Origin of the sequence: Campylobacter showae, from assembly GCF_900573985.1 — a bacterium.
Classification (GTDB): Bacteria; Campylobacterota; Campylobacteria; order Campylobacterales; family Campylobacteraceae; genus Campylobacter_A; species Campylobacter_A showae_E.
Window position 1 is genome coordinate 811848 of record NZ_UWOK01000001.1, and the last position, 16959, is coordinate 828806.

The window sequence follows — 16959 nt, forward strand, 5'->3', positions numbered from 1 at the left end:
ATTAAATAGCATTTTATCGCGATTTACTGCGACTCTCTCGCATTCATCTTTATATAAATATGTAAGATGTCTATCGCAGCAGGCGTCACGCCGCTGATCTCGCTAGCCGCAAAGAGCGTCGGCGGGGCGAATCTCTCGAGCTTTTCGACCACTTCGTTGCTAAGTCCGCTGATACCGCGGAAGCTAAAGCCCTCGGGGATTCTCACGCTCATCATATCTTTCATACGGTCGATCTGCTTTTTTTGCTCGGCGATGTAGTGCTGGTATTTGGCTTCGGTTAAAATTTGCTCCAAGCTTGCTTCGTCGAGCGCCTCAAAAAACGGATCTAGCTTGCGCAGCTTTTCGCCCGTGAAGCTCTTTCTAGCGACGATTTTTTGCAGGGTCAAATTTTGGCTGATTATCTCCTCGTCAAGACTAGCTAAAAGCTCTAAATTTCGCTTCGTCGGCGTGATCTCGGTGCCGTTTAGCAGCTCTAGCCCGCGAGTCAAATTTGACCTTATGGCTTCGATCTTTTCAAACGTCGCTTCGTCTAGCAAGCCAAGCTCGCGGCCGTATCTGCCTAGCCGCAGCACGGCGTTATCCTCGCGCAGTAGCAGCCTATACTCGGCGCGGGAGGTAAACATACGGTATGGCTCCTTCGTGCCTTTAGTCACTAGATCGTCGATGAGAACGCCGATATAGGCCTCGTCGCGGCGCAGGACGAACGACTCTTTGCCATCAAGCGCAAGCGCTGCGTTTATGCCCGCCATTAGCCCCTGCGCGCCAGCTTCCTCGTAGCCCGTGGTGCCGTTTATTTGGCCTGCGAGATAGAGTCCGCGCGCCTTTTTGGTCTCTAGAGTGTGTTTTAGCTCGGTCGGCTGGACGTAGTCGTACTCGATCGCGTAGCCGTGGCGCACTATGCGCGCGTTTTCGAAGCCCTTGACCGAGCGCAGCATCGCAACCTGCACTTCGTACGGCAAGCTCGTAGAAAAGCCGTTGATATAGTACTCCGTGGCCTCTAGCGTCTGCGGCTCGACGAAAAGATGATGCCTGTCGCGGTCGCCGAATCTATTTATCTTATCCTCGATGCTCGGGCAGTAGCGCGGACCCACGCCCTCTATCTGGCCCGTAAATAGCGGCGCTTTGTCGAAATTTGAGCGGATGATGTCGTGCGTGGTCTCGTTCGTGTAGGCGATGTAGCACGGTAGCTGCGTAGGCGCGAAGTCTCTCGTGCGGAAGCTAAACGGACTCGGGTTCTCGTCACCGCCCTGGATCTCAAGCACGCTAAAGTCGATACTTTTAGCGTCCACGCGCGGGCATGTGCCGGTTTTTAGCCTACCGACCTCTAGACCTAGTTCGCGCAGGCTATCGCTTAGATTTTTAGCGCTTAGTTCGCCCACGCGGCCGGCTTCTAGTTTGTTAAATCCGACGTGAATTAGCCCGTTTAAAAACGTACCCGTCGTGATGATGAGTTTGCTGGTTTTATACTCGTTGCCTAGGTGGGTTTTCACGCCCGTGATTTCGTCGTTTTGGCTTAAAATTTGCGTTGCGATCTCTTGGCTGATTTCAAGATTTGGCGTATTTAGCAGTAAATTTCGCATATAGACGCGGTAGCGGTCCATATCGATCTGAGCGCGGCTGCCTCGCACGGCAGGGCCCTTGCTCTCGTTTAGCACGCGAAACTGTATGCCCACGGCATCGGTCGTTAGCCCCATCTGTCCGCCCAGAGCGTCGATCTCTTTTACGAGGTGGCCTTTTGCTAGGCCCCCTATTGCGGGGTTGCAGCTGGCTGCGCCGATTTGCTCGGCTAGGATGGTGATTAGTAGCGTTTTTTTGCCCATTTTTGCGGCGGCGAGGCTGGCTTCGATGCCCGCGTGACCGCCTCCGACGACGATAATATCATAGTTCATATTCAAATTTTCCTTATCCTTAGAATTCGCGATTTTATCAAAAAACAGATAAAATATACAAAAATTTAAGAAAAGACGGCGAGGAAAATTATCTTAAATTTGACGTTTTTTTGAGCCGGTGCGCGTAGTTTGGCGATTTGGCTTAAATTTATTTGTAGCAATCTTTGCAGAGTATTTTTTGAGAGAGTGGGAGCAAATTTGCCCCGCATTAAAGTCAAATTTCCCTCGCGATTTTGTTCATTTTGGCAAAGATTTCCGCTCGTTCGCCATTTTTTAGGCTGCCCATCTCTAGCTTCGTCATCATCTGCATAAAATCAAATTTCTTAAACATTTTTGCGGCTTCTTTGGCTTCGCGTTCTAGTTTGGCATAGATTTGCGCTTCGTTTTTGTCGCGAGCTAAATTGTTCAAAAACGAGCCGGCCTCGTCGCCGTGAAATTTATCCGCGTCAAATTTACCCGCCGCGTCGTTTAAATTTGCTTTTTCGTTAAATTTATCCAGCATCTGGGCAAAATCCGTCAAATTTGCCGCCGCGAGCGTAGAGCTGGCTAAAAATTTATCGCCTTTTTGACCTTGAGCTACGCGGTTTGCTAAGGTCTTTAAAGTCTCGTTTGAAGCGCTGTTTTTGATCTGCATTTTTATCCTTTTTATATTACTAACGGTGAGTTCTAGCAAAAAGTATTCCGTCAAATTTGAAACGACAAGATTAAATTTTGGCTTAAGCTTTCTGAGGCATTTTAGGACTAAAACACTCTTTTTAGCGTATTAGATGGTCTATGCGTAATATTTTTATATTCGTATAAGTTTAAAAGGGTGCCTATTTTACCGCAAATTTAAAGGTAAGCTTAAAAATAAATAATTCATAAAAATTAATCTAAAAAATACAAAATTCGTCAGCCAAATGACGGAAATAAATTTCTAAAAGTAATACAATTAGCTCAAGATTTAAGAGAAATCAAGAATCGTAAAACAAGTAGAAAGGAGAATTTATGAAACAACATAAATTTGTGATCGCCGATTACAAACGTTGTATCGGTTGCGCTACTTGCATGGCGGCCTGTTTTCGTAGCGCTTATGAGCGCGGTAAGCTTTCAAAAGCTAGACTAACAGTGCTACGTCAAGCAAAAGGCGTCATGCCGACGCAGTGTCGCCAGTGCGATGACGGTCCTTGCGCGAACGTATGTCCTACTGGGGCACTCAGGTTTGACGATAACTGCATCGAGCTTCACGAAGAGATTTGTATAGGCTGCAAACTCTGCACGATCGCTTGCCCTTACGGCGCGATAAGCTCGAGCGCCGAGCTCATGCCGTCCGTCAACTACGCGGTAGAGCCTAAGTACTACCTCGAGATCGAGAGCCAGGCGGGCGCGAAAAATACCGCGATCAAATGTGATATGTGCTTCGGGCGCGAAAACGGCCCTGCATGCGTCGAGGTTTGTCCGACCAGCGCTATCATCATGGTCGATCCGCTACATAGCGAGCATAAACTCGGCAACAGGATCGAGCGCGAGGCCGCTCAGGCTTTCGTCGATAAAATTTTACGCGGAAGCGGAAATTTAAAAGAGCCTCACGTTTTAGCCGATATCGGCGCTCAGGACGTGGACGGCGAGGGCGACGTCATCGTCATCAAGGAGCTTGACAAAACTCCTAGCGAGCAGGCAAGAGAGCAATCGGCGTCAAATTCGCGCGCTATGAACGACGAAAATAGCGGCGCAAAAGGGGGTGCGAGATGGTAGGCGTGTATCTACTTTTCTTAGTTAGCGCTGCCGTTAGCATCCTGCTCTACGGCGCTCAAAAATCAGCCGTAAAAATCGGCTTTGGACTAAGCGCGATCAGCTGTTTTTACGCGCTTTGCTACTTTGTGGCGCATATGGGGACGATACAGGGCTTCGCTCTTGGCGGCGATTTTTTGTATGCGCCTAAATTTGAGCTAACTCCGCTTGGAAATTTCTTTAGCTTCGTAGTCGTCTTTATCGGCTTTGCCAGCAGCGTCTACGGTATGAGCTACGCGGAGGAATACATAAAAAAGCAAGCGTAGGCGTTTTTGCCTGTTTGTTTAACCTTTTCATCCTTTCGATGCTTCTAGTCATCAGCGCAAATAACGTATTTTGTTTCGTCGTTTTGTGGGAGCTTATGACGCTTATTTCGTCTTTCCTCATCCTCGTAAACGACGGCAAAGGCACGTTAAAAGCGGTGATGGTGTATCTTGGCATCGCTCAAGTCGGCGCATTTTGTATCACTTGCGGACTACTAATAATGGCTCACTATGCGGGCAGCATGGAGTTTAGCGATTTTGCTCGCTTAAATATGCCTGCTGCGGTTAGCGTCGTCGTGTTTATACTATTTTTGGTCGGTTTTGGCAGCAAGGCGGGTATGTGGCCTTTCCACGTATGGCTACCGATGGCTCACCCGGCCGCTCCCTCAAACGTCTCTGCTCTAATGAGCGGCGTTATGATCAAGGTTGCGCTATTTACTCTAGTCAAATTTACGCTTTTCTTGCCGCTAAGCATATATTTTGGTCTAGCGGTTTTGATCCTGGGTGCTGCTAGCTCACTGTTTGGCGTTCTTTACGCTCTTTGTCAGCATGACTACAAAGCGCTTCTTGCCTATCACTCAGTTGAAAATATCGGCATCATCTTGCTTGGTCTTGGTACCGGTTTGTACGGCCTAGCTGCGGGAAATAACACTCTTGCCGTGATCGGATTTCTAGCAGGATGCTACCACGTAGTTAACCACGCGATATTTAAAGGACTACTATTCCTTTGCGCTGGTTCGGTCTTGCATGCTACGCACACCCGCGATATGGACGTGCTAGGCGGCCTAGCTAAAAAGATGCCTTGGACGTCTGTTGGTATGTTTATCGGTATCATGGGTATCGCAGCGCTTCCTCCGGTTAACGGCTTCGTATCAGAGTGGTTTACATACCAAGGTATGCTTCAAGGCGCGCTAGAGCAGGGCATTTTCACTAGATACGCCTTTACTCTTTCAGTCGTTGCGCTAGCTCTTACTGGCGTACTAGTCGGCATGCACCTTAAGCTTTATGCAGTAATCTTTGCGGGAACTCCAAGAGATAAGAAAATTTGGGAAAACGCAAAAGAAAGCCCGATATTTATGGTGCTTGGCATGATCGTGCTAATGATCGGCTGTATAGGCTTTGGCGTCGGAGCGAACGTCGTCGTCGGCTATATAATGACGGCTGTAAATTCGATAGGCGGTGCAGGCGGTTACGTAGCTAGCCACGGTATAAATTTGACATCAAATTTAGGCAGTATCGTCTCAACTCCGCTTATAGCCATCATCTTATGTTCTACTATGGTTTTGCCTTTTGCGATTTTAGCTTTCATGAAAGCAAACCGCGAGAAACCTCGCGAGACCGATCCTTGGGCTTGCGGATTTAAATACAGCTCTCGCATGCAAATGACGGGCGGTCCTTTCACCGGCGATCTAAGACGCATAATGAACTGGCTGTTTAAAGGCGAGAGAAAAGTCGTAACCAAGGGCTATTTTAACCCGGTCGAATACCACAACCATCCAAAGGATATCTGGTGGGGGCTATTTTACGAGCCTGTGATCGAGTGGAGCAAGAAAATAGCCGACAAAATAGGCATAATGCAAAGCGGCTATACCAACGTTTACGCGCTATATATCCTTGTGTATCTTTGCGCGATACTAGCGGTTAGCTACTTTTTGATATAGGGGGCGTGAGATGGAAATTTTACAGACTATATTTTTAATGATATTTCAAGTCGTCGTCATCGTCTTAGTCGCGCCGCTATTTGACGGTATGGCCAGGAAACTAAGAGCCAAACTACAATCAAAACAAGGCAGCGATTTTTTCCAGACGTATCGCGACATCATAAAGCTATTTAGACGCGGTAGAACCGTGCCTGAGTGCTCTCACTGGGTATTTAGGTGGGCGCCGTTTTTTCTATTTGCCACTTCGGCGGCGATACTAGCGGCTATTCCTATTACTTATAGCAAGAGCACGATTTTCGGAGCTTACTCCGATATTTTCGTGATTCTTTACCTTGGCGCGCTTTTGAGATTCGTATTTGGCGCCGCATCTTTAGATAGCGGTAACCCGTTTGCGGCTACCGGCGGCGGACGCGAACAAATGCTAGCCGTTTATGTCGAGCCGGTCATGATAATGTGCCTAATCGTCGTTATGCTAGCGGCCGGAACGTCAAATTTGGTCGAGATACAATCAATGGTAAAAAGTGGCCAAATCGGATATCAGATCCCAAGCTTTGCGGTTGCTTCGATCGCGTTTTTGTGGTGCATATACGTTGAAACCGGCAGAAAGCCTTTTGACCTAGCAGAAGCCGAGCAAGAGTTGCAAGAAGGCTTACTAGGCGAATATGCAGGTAGCGATCTTGGCTTAGTTCAAGCGGCGCTTATTTTAAAACAATTTGCGATGATAGGACTTTTCCTCGCGATTTTCGAGCCGTGGAATTTTAGCAATCCTTTCCTAGCCGTTATAATTTTCGTTTTAAAGGCGGGAGTGTTTTACGTAGCAGCCGTGTTTATAGATAACTTCGGACCGAGGTTTAGGATGACTTCGTCCTTGCGTAAAAACGCGGTAGCCGCTCTGGCCATATCTTTCGTGGCTTTGACGCTTTACGTCGTGGGGGTGTGAGATGAATGCAGATATGACTATGTTAGACGCATTAGCTATCGGCATGATAGTAACGTCTTTGGCGGTATTTGGGTTACGCAACCTAAAGCTATCCGTCATCGTTTACGCGATCGAGACATTACTTTTAGTCGGTATATTTGCTATGTTGGCGTCTAAATTTAACGCTTCGCAGCTATCCATGTGGGCGGTAGTGGCGTTTTTTACGAAGGTTTTATTCGTACCGGCGATCCTGCTTTGGTTGATTAAAAAGCTTAACGTCGTTAGCGAAGACGAGCCTGTGGGCGGCTTTTTCGTAAGCCCGGTTATAGCGATGGGATTTTCTCTAGCCATAGCGATGAGTATCAACCCGATATTCCTTAAATTTTCGCTAATTCAAGAGAAAATAATGTTGCTAGCCGCGGTTTGCGTGTTTATGATGGGGGTTTTCGGCTTTATGCTTAGAAACTCGTTTATCAAGCAAATTTTAGCCTATTGCCTTTTTGAAAACGGCATACATCTAAGCCTAGCGCTCATGGCTTACAACTCAAACGAGCTTGTCGAGCTTGGTATCTTAACGGACGCGATTTTCGCCGTTATCATCATGAGCGTTCTTGCGATTAGATTTTATAAAGCATACGGCAGCCTTGATACGTCTAAGGCTACGAATTTAAGGGGATAGAGATGGATAGTTTAACTTTGATATTAATTTTACCGCTTCTTGGAGCGATACTGCTATTTTTCTCTCCGAAAAATTACGCGACTTTGAGTTTGCTTCACGTTGCGGTTAGTGCGGTTACGTCTTTGGCGTTGCTATTTAACGTGACGAAGGTTTTATCGGGCGGCACTTTTTACGCTCACGATAAATTTTTGTTCCTAGATAGCCTTGGCTGCGTGTTTTTAGTGCTTATCGCGGTTACGGGATTTTTGGTAAATTTGTACGCGACTCACTATATGAAATGGGAGCTCGAAGAGGGCCATATAAATTTGGACGCGCTTAGAAAATACTACGCGCTTAGCCACGTGTTTATATTTACGATGACTCTAAGTGTCATCTGTAACAACGTTGCCTTTATGTGGGCTGCGATCGAGGCTACTACGCTTTCATCGGTGTTCCTAGTCGCGATCTTAAAAGATCAAAAATCAACCGAGAGCGGCTATAAATACATAGTCCTTTGCTCTATCGGCCTAGCGTTTGCTCTTTATGCGACCGTACTTCTTTACTCTGCGACTTTTGCGGAGATAAAAGACGGCGAGACTGCGATGCTATGGACCGGTATAATGGCAAATGCTAAAAATTTGAGCCCTGACGTCGCAAAACTTATCTTTGTCTTTGCACTCATCGGTTTTGGTACGAAAGCAGGTCTTGCTCCTACGCATACATGGCTTCCGGACGTTCACGCCCAAGGTCCTGCGCCGATTTCGGCTCTACTTTCAGGCGTTTTGCTAAAGTGCGCGATGCTAGCTCTTTTTAGATATTACGCTATCGCTGCTCAAGCTACGGGTATGGAGTTCGTTCAAAGCGTGATGGTGATCTCAGGCCTTATTACGTTATTCGTCGGCGGTATATTCCTGATTAGACAACACGACGTAAAAAGAATGTTTGCCTACCACTCTATCGTGCATATGGGCGTTATCGCCTTTGCATTGGGCGTTGGCGGACCTTTCGGGCTATTTGCGGCGATTTTCCACTGCTTGGCTCACAGCTTTACAAAAGCTCTTGCGTTTTGCTCAACCGGCAACATCGCTAGAATTTACGGCCACAAAGATATGACTAAAATGGGCGGCATGGTCAAGATAGCTCCGATAACTACGATGATGTTCGGCGCTGCGGTTTGTTCGCTAGTAGGCGTTCCTGCGTTTGCGATATTCGTCAGCGAATATAACGTATTCGTCGGCGCTATCAACAGCGGTCAATATTTTAGCACCGCGCTATTTGCGATAGCTCTTGCGATCATCTTTATCGCGGACTTCTCGCACTTTAACATGGCGAGTTTCGGCGAGCCTAAAGCCGCGGTCGTTCACAATAAAGAGATGAGCATAGTAGAAAATTTACCGCTTATCCTGCTTTGCGCGCTAATCATAATATTTGGCGTTTGGCACGTAGAAAACTTTTACGCTCTAGTCAATGAGGGCGTCAAAATAATGATGGGAGTTTGAAGATGAGAGGCGATAAATTTGTAGAAATTTTAAAAACGAAGGTAAAGGTTTTAGAAGTAACACGCCAAGCCGACGACCAAATCACGGTTCTAGTCGATAGAAACGACCTTCCGCTTGCGGTTAAGACCCTTTACTACGATATCGGCGGCTTTTTAAGCACGATGATACCAAACGACGAGAGAACGATAAACGGCTGTTTTGCGCTTTACTACGCGATATCTATGGAAGGCAGCAAGATGACCGAGGCGGATGATTTTGCCGCAGAGGATAAGTGCTTTATCACCGTTAAAACGCTAATCCCCGGCGTTGATCCGACGTTTACGTCCGTTACTCCGCTAGTTCCTGCTTGCGTGTGGTACGAGAGAGAGGCATTTGATATGTTCGGCTTAGTCGCCGAAGGCTTGCCTGACAAACGCCGCCTAGTTTTAGCAGACGATTGGCCTGACGGCCTTCATCCGCTTAGAAAAGACGCTATGGACTACCGCTATAGACCAGACCCCGTCGCTCATCAAGACGAGCCGGACGCCGAGTTTTTATTTCCTAGCGGCGATAGCGTAGTGGACGTACCGCTCGGACCTTTACACGTAACGAGCGACGAGCCGGGACACTTTAGGTTATTTTGCGACGGCGACGAGATCATAGACGCGGACTACCGCCTCTTTTATCAGCACCGCGGTATGGAAAAGCTAGCCGAAAACAGAATGAACTACGATCAGATGGGCTATCTGGCAGAACGCGTCTGCGGAATTTGCGGTTACGCTCATGCGATTGCGTGTATAGAAGCGGCAGAAAGAGCTATAAAGCTAGAAATCCCGCTAAGAGCGCAAGCTATCCGCGTGATTTGCCTTGAGATCGAGCGCCTTCACAGCCACTTGCTAAATATCGGCCTAGCTTGCGAGGTAACTGGCAACTATAACGCCTTCATGCATATCTTTAGGGTGCGCGAGTACTCCATGGAGCTAGCCCAACTCGTAACCGGCGGCCGCAAAACCTACGGTAACGTCATAATGGGCGGACTTCGCCGCGATATGACCGACAACGAAATTAGGCAAGGCCTTGCTATCATAAACAAACTCGACGTTCAGATTACGGAAATTTGGGACGCCGTGATGGAGGATAAACGCCAACTAGGACGCTGGAAGGGCGTAGGCGTGCTTGATAAACAAGTCGCTCGCGACTTTAGCCCGGTCGGTCCAAATATGAGAGGTTCGGGCTTTAAGCGCGACAACCGCTACGACCACCCTTACGACTTCTTTAAACATATCGAATTTGAAGTCGCGGTCGAGCATGGCGGAGACGTATTTAGTCGCGAAGTCGTGAGATATAAGGAGCTAAAACAGTCTATCCATATCATCAGGCAGTGCTTTGAGCTAATGCCTCAAACGCCGATCATGATAGATCCAGTGACTATGATCAAGCCTGAAAATTTCGCGCTCGGATACGACGAAGCTCCTCGCGGAGAAAACGTCCACTGGATCATGCAAGGCAGCGCGCAAAAGGTTTTCCGCTGGAGATGCCGCGCGGCTACGTATAACAACTGGCCGAGCCTCCGCTATCAGTTCCGCGGAAATAACATATCAGACGCGGCGCTAATCGTCTGCTCGCTTGACCCGTGCTATTCGTGCACCGAGCGCGTTACGGTCGTGGACGTAAATACTAAAAAGAGTAAAATTTTAACCGAAAAAGACCTTAAGAGATTTTGCCAAACCGGCAAGATTAGCAAAAAGGATTTAAGATGATGAAGTTATTTGACATAACCGAAAAATACGGAAAGGCGACCTACGCCTATCCGTTTGAGCCCTACAAAGTGCCTGAGAACTTCCGCGGGCAGCCGTTTTATACCTATGAGCTTTGCGTAGGTTGCGCGGCATGCGGCGTAGCGTGCCCTAGCAACGCTATCGAGCTAAAGATGAACGAAAAGCAAGATAAGCTCGTCTGGCAGTTTGACTGCGGACGATGTATATTTTGCGGACGCTGCGATGAGGTTTGCCCAACCGGCGGCGTGCGCTTAAGCCAGGGTTTTGAGCTTGCGGTTAAATTTGACAAGAGCGCACTGATACAACGCGGCGAGCTGGAGATGCAAAAGTGCAAATGCTGCGGCAAACCGTATACGCCGGTTCGCCTCATCAACTATACTTTTTCAAAGCTTAGTACGGCAAATTTACTCCCGGGTAGGCTAGAGGAAGCTAAAAACTACCTCTACATCTGCCCTGAGTGCAAAAAAGCGCAATCTGTCGAGCGCTTAACTAAAGACGTAGAGGAGGGGATAAAATGAGCCTTTATCAAGTTCCCGAAAACATAAAAACGGCAAACGACCTAACCGCAAAGCTAGAGCATCTAAAAAATATCAAACGAAGCTTTAGCGTTTACCGTATCGACTGCGGCAGTTGCAACGGCTGCGAGATCGAGATCTTCGCCGCTATCACGCCGATGTGGGACCCTGAGCGCTTCGGTTTTAAGCTCGTAGCCAACCCTCGCCACGCAGATATCCTAGTCTGCAGCGGCCCGGTTACGCGCCAGATGTACTATCCGCTACTTCGCGCTTACGAAGCGGCTCCCGATCCAAAGATCGTGGTGGCGTTTGGCGCATGCGGTAGCACGGGCGGTATATTTTACGACGCTTATAGCGTTTGGGGCGGTATAGATAAGATCATCCCCGTAGACGTTTATATCCCGGGCTGTCCTCCGCATCCGGCTAGCGTCATCTACGGCCTTGGTATGGCTCTTGGTATCATAGATCAAAAGTTGCAAAAAAGAAGCTTTGAGCAGGACGACTGTAAAGTTCCGGCCGTTAAGGAGTCCATCATGGGCGACATACTTTTTGAGCGAGATTTAGAAGCCGAGTCAAAGAGGCTGATGAGCTATATATTTGGCAGAACGCTGTTTACTAAGTATATGGACGCTGCCAAAACATCGCCAGATATCCATGACGTAGCAGCGACCAAAAAAGCGATACTAGAAGCCATGTATAAAGAAGAAGATCCTAGATATGCCGAGTGCATGGGGCTTTTATATAACGACGTCTATCTAAAATACGCAAACGCAAAACAGGGCGAAAATGCGATCGACGTCAAAAAAGAAATCTGGGATAAAAGATGATAAGAGTCTATAAGCTCACTCGCCGCCACATGGACGAAAACGAAAAAATGCCCAAAGAGCTAAAGGATATCAAGCTCTTTTCTACCTGCGTCGGTCACGGCGTGGGTACGATCGATTTTAGCCAAAAGCTGCTCGATATCAGCGACGAGGAGTATGAGCGTATCGTCGCAAACGGCGGCGAATACGTCAAATTTAAGCTGGGAAATTTAAGCAAGTATTTTGAAGTGGAGATATTTAGGGAGCATGCGGTTAGGCTCATCCCAGAACTTTGCGAATGCGAGCTAAAGACCGAGCTTAAAAATTTACGCGAGGGATATCTAGTGCTTAGGAAGGATTTTTGATGAAAAAGGCGCTTCTTTGCATCGGCAATCCCATGCGCGGCGACGACGACGTAGGCAACGAAACAGGGCGGATCGTCAAGGCAAATTTGAAAGATTGGCGGGTATTTTACGGACAGGACGTGCCTGAAAACGAGTTTGGCGCGCTTAGAGAATTTGCGCCTGACATCATCGTCGTGGTAGACGCGATGAGCGGGTTTAAAGACGGCGCGATCGAGTTTTTTGATCTAAGCAACGAGCGCGACTATATCTACTCGACGCACAACCTACCCACGCCCGTACTTTTAAGCTACCTGCGTAAAATTTGCCCCAAAACGCTGTTTTTGGGCATTAGCGTTTTGCTTGAAAACGTGCTTGATTTTAAAGAGGGCTTAAGCGAAAATGCGAAAAAAAGCGCGCAAAAAGCCTTTGAACGTATCTTGGAGATAGATAAAAATTTAAATTAGGAGGAGAAGATGTTAAATCCTGCAGAAACCGCGCAAGCGGTGTCAAATTCGATGGAGCACAAGGCGCATACTCCGTTAGTAAGCATTATTTTTCTAGCTATCATGGCGGGCGCGGCGATCGCGATGGGCGATATTTTTTGGGCGCACTCGACCGTGGGCATGGCTGAAAAGCAGTCTATAGGACTAGCAAATTTCATCGGCGGCATCACCTTTAGCTGCGGTCTCATGATGGTCGTTTTCTACGGCGGACATTTATTTACGAGCTCGGTTTTAAGCGGCGTTAGCGCGTATGAAGGCAAGCTAAATTTAGGCAAAACCATTAACTACTGGGCGATCGTTTGGGTTTTTAACTTCGTCGGCGGCGCGCTAATTGCTTATATGTATTATTACTCGGGCTTACCGCTAAAATACGACGGCTATATCTTGCAGCACTTCGTACCGGCCGGTATCGGCAAGATTACGGCGCCGTTTCACGAGCTGTTTATCCGCGGTATCTTTTGTAACGTGTTTGTCTGTATGTCTATTTGGACTGCGACCAGCGAGAGCAACCTTGCGGGTAAATTCTTTGCGATCATGTGGATGATCGGCGCGTTTGTCGCATGCTCTATGGAGCACTGCGTGGCAAATATGTTCATCATCACCGAAGCTATCATCTCTAAAGCTCACTATATAGCAGCAAGCGGCGGCGACGTCAATGCAGCAGCAGCGTTGCTCCACACTACGGCCGATAAGCTAGATGTGCTAAATTGGGGTAACTTCATAGGTAAAAACCTAGTTCCGGTTACGCTAGGCAATATCTGCGGCGGTCTTTTCTTTGTGGGACTGGTTGGATTTATGGCGAATAAATTCGACATGAAAAAGAAGTAATTCCCCATAAATGAACGGATTTTAAAAGTAGTTTTTGATTAAGGCGCTCGGTCACATACTACATGTATGCTCCCGTCACGCCTAATCAAAAACTATTTAAACTACGCCTATTCTGTCTTGAATATTTATTACATAGCTTACTAAATTTACAAATTTAACTACATTAAATTTAAAAACTCAAATTTAGCGTTTTTGCCGTGCGGTTTTTGGTATGTAAATTTAAATTTTAGTTCGTATAGCTTTGCAGCTTTTCATAATCCACTATCAAAAATTCATGCGGCGTTATGCGTCTGATGATGTCGTCTTTGATTAGTTCGTTAAAGGCCGTGCTTGCGCTTTGGCGTTTGAGTCCGACGAAGCTTGAGAGCACCTTTAGCGAAAAGGGTAAAAAGACGTAGTGGTAGCCGTTTTGCGTCAAATTTTGCTCGGCGGCGAGCTCGATGAGAAAGTTTGCTATGCGCCCCTTTGCGCTTTCAAAGAGTATCGATTTTATGATCTGGCGCTGCAGCAAGGAGATGTTTACGAGCGTATCGGCGTATGCTTTGGCAAATCTCTCGTTTTTTAGCAGCTCGCCCATATCGCTCGCGTCGATCGAGTAGATCTCGCTGTCCTCCAGGATCTCCAGCACGCACACGTCGTCCACGATCGAGATGTTGTCTTTTTGTAGATGATAGACGATAAACTCCTCGCCGTCCTCGAAAAACGAGAGCTTGCCCGAGCCGCTTTTAAGTATCACGACTTTGATGGATTCGGCGTAGATCGTAGCGCCTTTGGCCAGAAACTCGCGGTTAAATTTAGCAAGCTCGTTTTGATCCAAAACGTCTAAAATATCGGTCTCGAGTAGGCCTAGTCGTGATTTTTTCAAGTTTATCGTTTCTTATGATTATTATTTGGCGATTATTTTATCTTAAATATTTTTAAAGTGTATTAAATTTTGATCAAGCTTTGGGTGATTACTCTGCTGGTTTTGCATATTTGCGCCGCGGTAAAAAGCGAGCTGTAAAATTTGGGCGGCAAATTTAGCCCGTTCTGAGGCTAAATTTTATAAAATAGCTCAAAATTTAAGGACGAAAAATGTTTAACGGACTGATTAGGGAGATCGCGCAGGTTGCGAGCTATTCGCAAAATACTCTGCGACTAAAAGCCGCATACCGCCCAAATTTAGGCGATAGCGTCGCGGTAAACGGCGCTTGTCTTAGCGTGACGCAGCTGCACGCAGACGGCTTTAGCGTGGAGCTTAGCGCCGAGACTAGAGCGCACATCGCGACGGAAAATCTGCGCGGACGCGTGCATATTGAGCCAGCGATGCGGTTAGCTGACCGCGTGGACGGGCACCTACTACAAGGCCACGTAGACGCTATCGGCGAGGTCGCGCGTATCGAGCGGCGCGAAAACGGGGTCGATTTTTATATAAATTTGCCCTCTGGCGTCATGCCTTTGATGGCGAACAAAGGCAGCATCGCGGTCGAGGGCGTGAGCCTCACGATCAACGAAGTTTTGCCCGCAGGCGTGCGCCTCACGATCATCCCGATCACGTTTCGCGAGAGCTTGTTTGGTGAGTTTGAGCCGGGACGCCGCGTAAACGTGGAGAGCGACCTGCTCGCGCGCTACGTAGCTAGGCAGCTGGAGTTTGGCCGCGGTGCCAAAAATGACGGAAAAAGCGAGATCAGCTGGGACGAGTCGCAGCATATCGCGAGTCTTTATTAGGCCTGATGGGTTAAATTTAGCGAAAATGAAGCGGGAAATTTTAGACGTAGTTTTTGAAAGCGAGCGCTTGAAGCTTGGCTTTACGACGCGGTTTGGCGGCGTGAGCGAAGGCGCGTACGAGGGGCTAAATTTGGGTGATCACGTCGGCGACCTGCCCGCAAACGTAGCTAAAAATCGCGAAATTTTAGCCGCTGCGCTTGGTATTACGTCTCGCAATCTAAAATTTATGCGTCAAATTCACTCAAATCGCGTGGAAATTTTGCGAGATTTAGGGGATGAGCTGCCGTCTTGCGACGGCGTGATAACGGCGCTTAGAGGCGTTACGCTTTGCATTTTGGTCGCCGACTGTTCGCCCGTTTTGATCGCGGACGAGAGGCGGGGCGTGGTTGCCGTCGTGCATGCGGGCAGAGCGGGCGTAACGGGTAAAATTTGCACGAATGCACTCAGTCTGATGAAAAGCGAGTTTGGCTGCGAGGCGAGCGATCTGCGCGTATTCGTCGGCGCAAATATCAAGGCGCGAAACTACGAGGTGGGAGAGCTTGATCTTGGCGAGTTTAACCGCTATAAAAAAGATGGCAAATTTGACATGGAGACGGCCTTGCGGGACGAATTTGCCGCGCTTGGCGTAGGGCGAGCGGAGTTTGATCCGCGCTGTACGTTTGAAATGCAAGAGTTGTTTTCATATCGCAGAGATGGCGTCACGGGGCGATTTTGCGGTTTTGCGATGAATAAAATCTTGCCAAAATAGCCGTACGGGCTCTAAATTTGGGCGCCGACGAGAGTGAGGCTCGGCAAGTTTAGTTAAAATTTCATTTATGTTTATCAAAAAGGGCTAAAATTTAAACTGATACCTCATAAAAAGGAGCCCAAATGAGAAAAATTTTACTTTGTTTGATTGTTGCGGCGAGCATGCTTTTTGCGGCGCAAACAAGATCCTCAAACGAGATGACCGGTGCCCCTGCGAGCGCGCCTGCAAATTCGGCAAATAAGCAGTTTGAAGACGCGTTAGCGATGTACCGAGTCTCGGATTTTAGCGAGGCGGCGAGACTGTTTAATCTAGCGTGCGAGGGCGGACACGCGCGTGCCTGCTACGATATAGGCGCGATGATCGCTAGCGGCAAGGTCGCGGCGAAGCAGCCCGGGACGGCGGCTAGATTTTACGAGCGAGCGTGCAAAATGGGCGACAAGCTGGGCTGCTACGCGCTAGCGTACGCGTGCCAGACGGGTGCCGGCATAGCAAAAGATGAAGCTCGGGCGTACGAGCTCTATAAAAACGCATGCGAGCTTGGGCTAGCTAAAGGCTGCAACGAGGCGGGCTTTATGAGCGAGCGCGGTATGGGCGTAAACGCGGACGTCAAAGCCGCGGTTAAATTTTACGAAAAAGCGTGCAAGATGGGGCTAGAGGTCGGCTGCGAAAACGCTAAAATCTTAAAGCGTTAGACTCGGCTAGCGGCTAAAATTTAACTCGGTTGCGCGTTCTTGTTTTGCAGGGTGCGCGCCGAGTTTAAATTTGAGCTAAAATTTACTGCAAATTTTTTATAATAACCCTAAAAATCCACTAAAAATCGAGAAAAATGCCATACGAAAATTTTAAATCAAAAAATCCTCTCGCGGCAAAAATCGCCGCAAATGCGAGAAAATTTGACGTCCAGACGCTGCAAAACGAGGATCTCGTAAATTTGCTTTTAAACGAGAAAAAGATCGAAATCTCGGACGAGCAAAAAGAGGCCGCCAGGCGCGTATTTACTGGACTAATGAAGATAGAAGAGAGCGTGCAGCTAAGCGGATAGCCGGCTAAATTTGACCTCTTGCTAAACCTACAAAAATAAACCTTAAGCATCGC

17 protein-coding genes and 1 pseudogene are annotated in these 16959 nt (G+C 47.9%); 15 read left to right on the forward strand and 3 right to left on the reverse strand.

The genetic code is table 11. The annotated features are described in order from the left end of the window. Window positions 1–23 precede the first annotated feature (23 nt). Window positions 24–1889, reverse strand: a complete 1866-nt coding sequence (gene mnmG / locus EE116_RS04065) for a tRNA uridine-5-carboxymethylaminomethyl(34) synthesis enzyme MnmG (RefSeq protein ID WP_122873347.1) — start codon at window positions 1887–1889, stop codon at window positions 24–26. 214 nt (window positions 1890–2103) lie between these two features. Beyond that, window positions 2104–2523 (reverse strand): hypothetical protein, encoded by a 420-nt coding sequence (locus tag EE116_RS04070; RefSeq protein WP_241091626.1) that lies wholly within the window; start codon window positions 2521–2523, stop codon window positions 2104–2106. A 353-nt stretch (window positions 2524–2876) separates the two neighbouring features. Between EE116_RS04070 and EE116_RS04075 the strand changes: the two genes are divergently transcribed. The 11 genes and pseudogenes from EE116_RS04075 to EE116_RS04125 all read left to right on the forward strand — a co-directional run bounded on the left by EE116_RS04075 (window position 2877) and on the right by EE116_RS04125 (window position 13409). Further along, window positions 2877–3623 (forward strand): 4Fe-4S dicluster domain-containing protein, encoded by a 747-nt coding sequence (locus EE116_RS04075; RefSeq protein ID WP_122873349.1) that lies wholly within the window; start codon window positions 2877–2879, stop codon window positions 3621–3623. Beyond that, a pseudogene (locus tag EE116_RS04080) lies at window positions 3617–5583 on the forward strand (proton-conducting transporter transmembrane domain-containing protein). Before EE116_RS04075 ends, EE116_RS04080 begins: the two are co-directional and overlap by 7 nt. Before the next feature lie 10 nt (window positions 5584–5593). After that, window positions 5594–6523 carry a respiratory chain complex I subunit 1 family protein gene (locus EE116_RS04085; RefSeq protein WP_122873350.1) on the forward strand — a complete coding sequence of 310 codons (930 nt, stop codon included), beginning with the start codon at window positions 5594–5596 and terminating at the stop codon, window positions 6521–6523. Between the two features lie 13 nt (window positions 6524–6536). Further along, complete coding sequence (hyfE, locus tag EE116_RS04090) at window positions 6537–7181, forward strand: hydrogenase 4 membrane subunit (protein WP_206159260.1); 645 nt, start codon at window positions 6537–6539, stop codon at window positions 7179–7181. A gap of 2 nt (window positions 7182–7183) precedes the next feature. Then, window positions 7184–8659 (forward strand): hydrogenase 4 subunit F, encoded by a 1476-nt coding sequence (locus EE116_RS04095; protein ID WP_122873351.1) that lies wholly within the window; start codon window positions 7184–7186, stop codon window positions 8657–8659. A gap of 2 nt (window positions 8660–8661) precedes the next feature. Further along, the gene (locus EE116_RS04100) at window positions 8662–10398 is read left to right on the forward strand and encodes a hydrogenase large subunit (RefSeq protein WP_122873352.1); all 1737 of its coding nucleotides are present in this window, start codon (window positions 8662–8664) and stop codon (window positions 10396–10398) included. Further along, entirely contained in the window at window positions 10395–10934 is a 540-nt protein-coding gene (locus tag EE116_RS04105; RefSeq protein ID WP_002948673.1) for a formate hydrogenlyase complex iron-sulfur subunit, read from the forward strand. The genes EE116_RS04100 and EE116_RS04105 overlap by 4 nt, the downstream gene beginning before the upstream one ends. Beyond that, window positions 10931–11758, forward strand: a complete 828-nt coding sequence (locus EE116_RS04110; RefSeq protein ID WP_009492722.1) for an NADH-quinone oxidoreductase subunit B family protein — start codon at window positions 10931–10933, stop codon at window positions 11756–11758. Before EE116_RS04105 ends, EE116_RS04110 begins: the two co-directional genes overlap by 4 nt. Next, window positions 11755–12099 (forward strand): formate hydrogenlyase maturation HycH family protein, encoded by a 345-nt coding sequence (locus EE116_RS04115; protein ID WP_122873353.1) that lies wholly within the window; start codon window positions 11755–11757, stop codon window positions 12097–12099. The genes EE116_RS04110 and EE116_RS04115 overlap by 4 nt, the downstream gene beginning before the upstream one ends. Beyond that, the gene (locus EE116_RS04120) at window positions 12099–12542 is read left to right on the forward strand and encodes a hydrogenase 3 maturation endopeptidase HyCI (protein WP_122861886.1); all 444 of its coding nucleotides are present in this window, start codon (window positions 12099–12101) and stop codon (window positions 12540–12542) included. The genes EE116_RS04115 and EE116_RS04120 overlap by 1 nt, the downstream gene beginning before the upstream one ends. Window positions 12543–12551: 9 nt before the next feature. Beyond that, on the forward strand, window positions 12552–13409 hold the full coding sequence (locus EE116_RS04125) for a formate/nitrite transporter family protein (protein ID WP_122861887.1): 858 nt from the start codon (window positions 12552–12554) through the stop codon (window positions 13407–13409). A gap of 226 nt (window positions 13410–13635) precedes the next feature. Here EE116_RS04125 and EE116_RS04130 read toward each other — a convergent pair whose 3' ends face one another. Next, window positions 13636–14274, reverse strand: coding sequence for a Crp/Fnr family transcriptional regulator (locus EE116_RS04130; protein ID WP_122861888.1), 639 nt, complete (start codon window positions 14272–14274; stop codon window positions 13636–13638). Between the two features lie 209 nt (window positions 14275–14483). Here EE116_RS04130 and EE116_RS04135 point away from each other — a divergent pair, with 209 nt between their 5' ends. The 4 genes from EE116_RS04135 to EE116_RS04150 all read left to right on the forward strand — a co-directional run bounded on the left by EE116_RS04135 (window position 14484) and on the right by EE116_RS04150 (window position 16906). Next, window positions 14484–15116, forward strand: coding sequence for a riboflavin synthase (locus EE116_RS04135; protein WP_122861889.1), 633 nt, complete (start codon window positions 14484–14486; stop codon window positions 15114–15116). Between the two features lie 25 nt (window positions 15117–15141). Then, window positions 15142–15864, forward strand: coding sequence for a purine nucleoside phosphorylase YfiH/LACC1 family protein (locus EE116_RS04140; RefSeq protein ID WP_122861890.1), 723 nt, complete (start codon window positions 15142–15144; stop codon window positions 15862–15864). A 122-nt stretch (window positions 15865–15986) separates the two neighbouring features. Next, complete coding sequence (locus EE116_RS04145) at window positions 15987–16556, forward strand: tetratricopeptide repeat protein (protein ID WP_122873354.1); 570 nt, start codon at window positions 15987–15989, stop codon at window positions 16554–16556. 134 nt (window positions 16557–16690) lie between these two features. Further along, window positions 16691–16906, forward strand: a complete 216-nt coding sequence (locus tag EE116_RS04150) for an acetyltransferase (protein WP_122873355.1) — start codon at window positions 16691–16693, stop codon at window positions 16904–16906. Window positions 16907–16959 lie beyond the last annotated feature (53 nt).

What these genes read in the sequence shown, in the direction of transcription:
- EE116_RS04070 (WP_241091626.1), bottom strand. Translation starts at nt 2,523, where the DNA reads ATGCAGATCAAAAACAGCGCTTCAAACGAGACTTTAAAGACCTTAGCA.
- EE116_RS04105 (WP_002948673.1), top strand. Translation starts at nt 10,395, where the DNA reads ATGATGAAGTTATTTGACATAACCGAAAAATACGGAAAGGCGACCTAC.
- EE116_RS04140 (WP_122861890.1), top strand. Translation starts at nt 15,142, where the DNA reads ATGAAGCGGGAAATTTTAGACGTAGTTTTTGAAAGCGAGCGCTTGAAG.
- EE116_RS04150 (WP_122873355.1), top strand. Translation starts at nt 16,691, where the DNA reads ATGCCATACGAAAATTTTAAATCAAAAAATCCTCTCGCGGCAAAAATC.
- EE116_RS04145 (WP_122873354.1), top strand. Translation starts at nt 15,987, where the DNA reads ATGAGAAAAATTTTACTTTGTTTGATTGTTGCGGCGAGCATGCTTTTT.
- EE116_RS04100 (WP_122873352.1), top strand. Translation starts at nt 8,662, where the DNA reads ATGAGAGGCGATAAATTTGTAGAAATTTTAAAAACGAAGGTAAAGGTT.
- EE116_RS04085 (WP_122873350.1), top strand. Translation starts at nt 5,594, where the DNA reads ATGGAAATTTTACAGACTATATTTTTAATGATATTTCAAGTCGTCGTC.
- EE116_RS04075 (WP_122873349.1), top strand. Translation starts at nt 2,877, where the DNA reads ATGAAACAACATAAATTTGTGATCGCCGATTACAAACGTTGTATCGGT.
- EE116_RS04095 (WP_122873351.1), top strand. Translation starts at nt 7,184, where the DNA reads ATGGATAGTTTAACTTTGATATTAATTTTACCGCTTCTTGGAGCGATA.
- EE116_RS04120 (WP_122861886.1), top strand. Translation starts at nt 12,099, where the DNA reads ATGAAAAAGGCGCTTCTTTGCATCGGCAATCCCATGCGCGGCGACGAC.
- EE116_RS04125 (WP_122861887.1), top strand. Translation starts at nt 12,552, where the DNA reads ATGTTAAATCCTGCAGAAACCGCGCAAGCGGTGTCAAATTCGATGGAG.
- EE116_RS04115 (WP_122873353.1), top strand. Translation starts at nt 11,755, where the DNA reads ATGATAAGAGTCTATAAGCTCACTCGCCGCCACATGGACGAAAACGAA.
- EE116_RS04135 (WP_122861889.1), top strand. Translation starts at nt 14,484, where the DNA reads ATGTTTAACGGACTGATTAGGGAGATCGCGCAGGTTGCGAGCTATTCG.
- mnmG (WP_122873347.1), bottom strand. Translation starts at nt 1,889, where the DNA reads ATGAACTATGATATTATCGTCGTCGGAGGCGGTCACGCGGGCATCGAA.
- hyfE (WP_206159260.1), top strand. Translation starts at nt 6,537, where the DNA reads ATGACTATGTTAGACGCATTAGCTATCGGCATGATAGTAACGTCTTTG.
- EE116_RS04110 (WP_009492722.1), top strand. Translation starts at nt 10,931, where the DNA reads ATGAGCCTTTATCAAGTTCCCGAAAACATAAAAACGGCAAACGACCTA.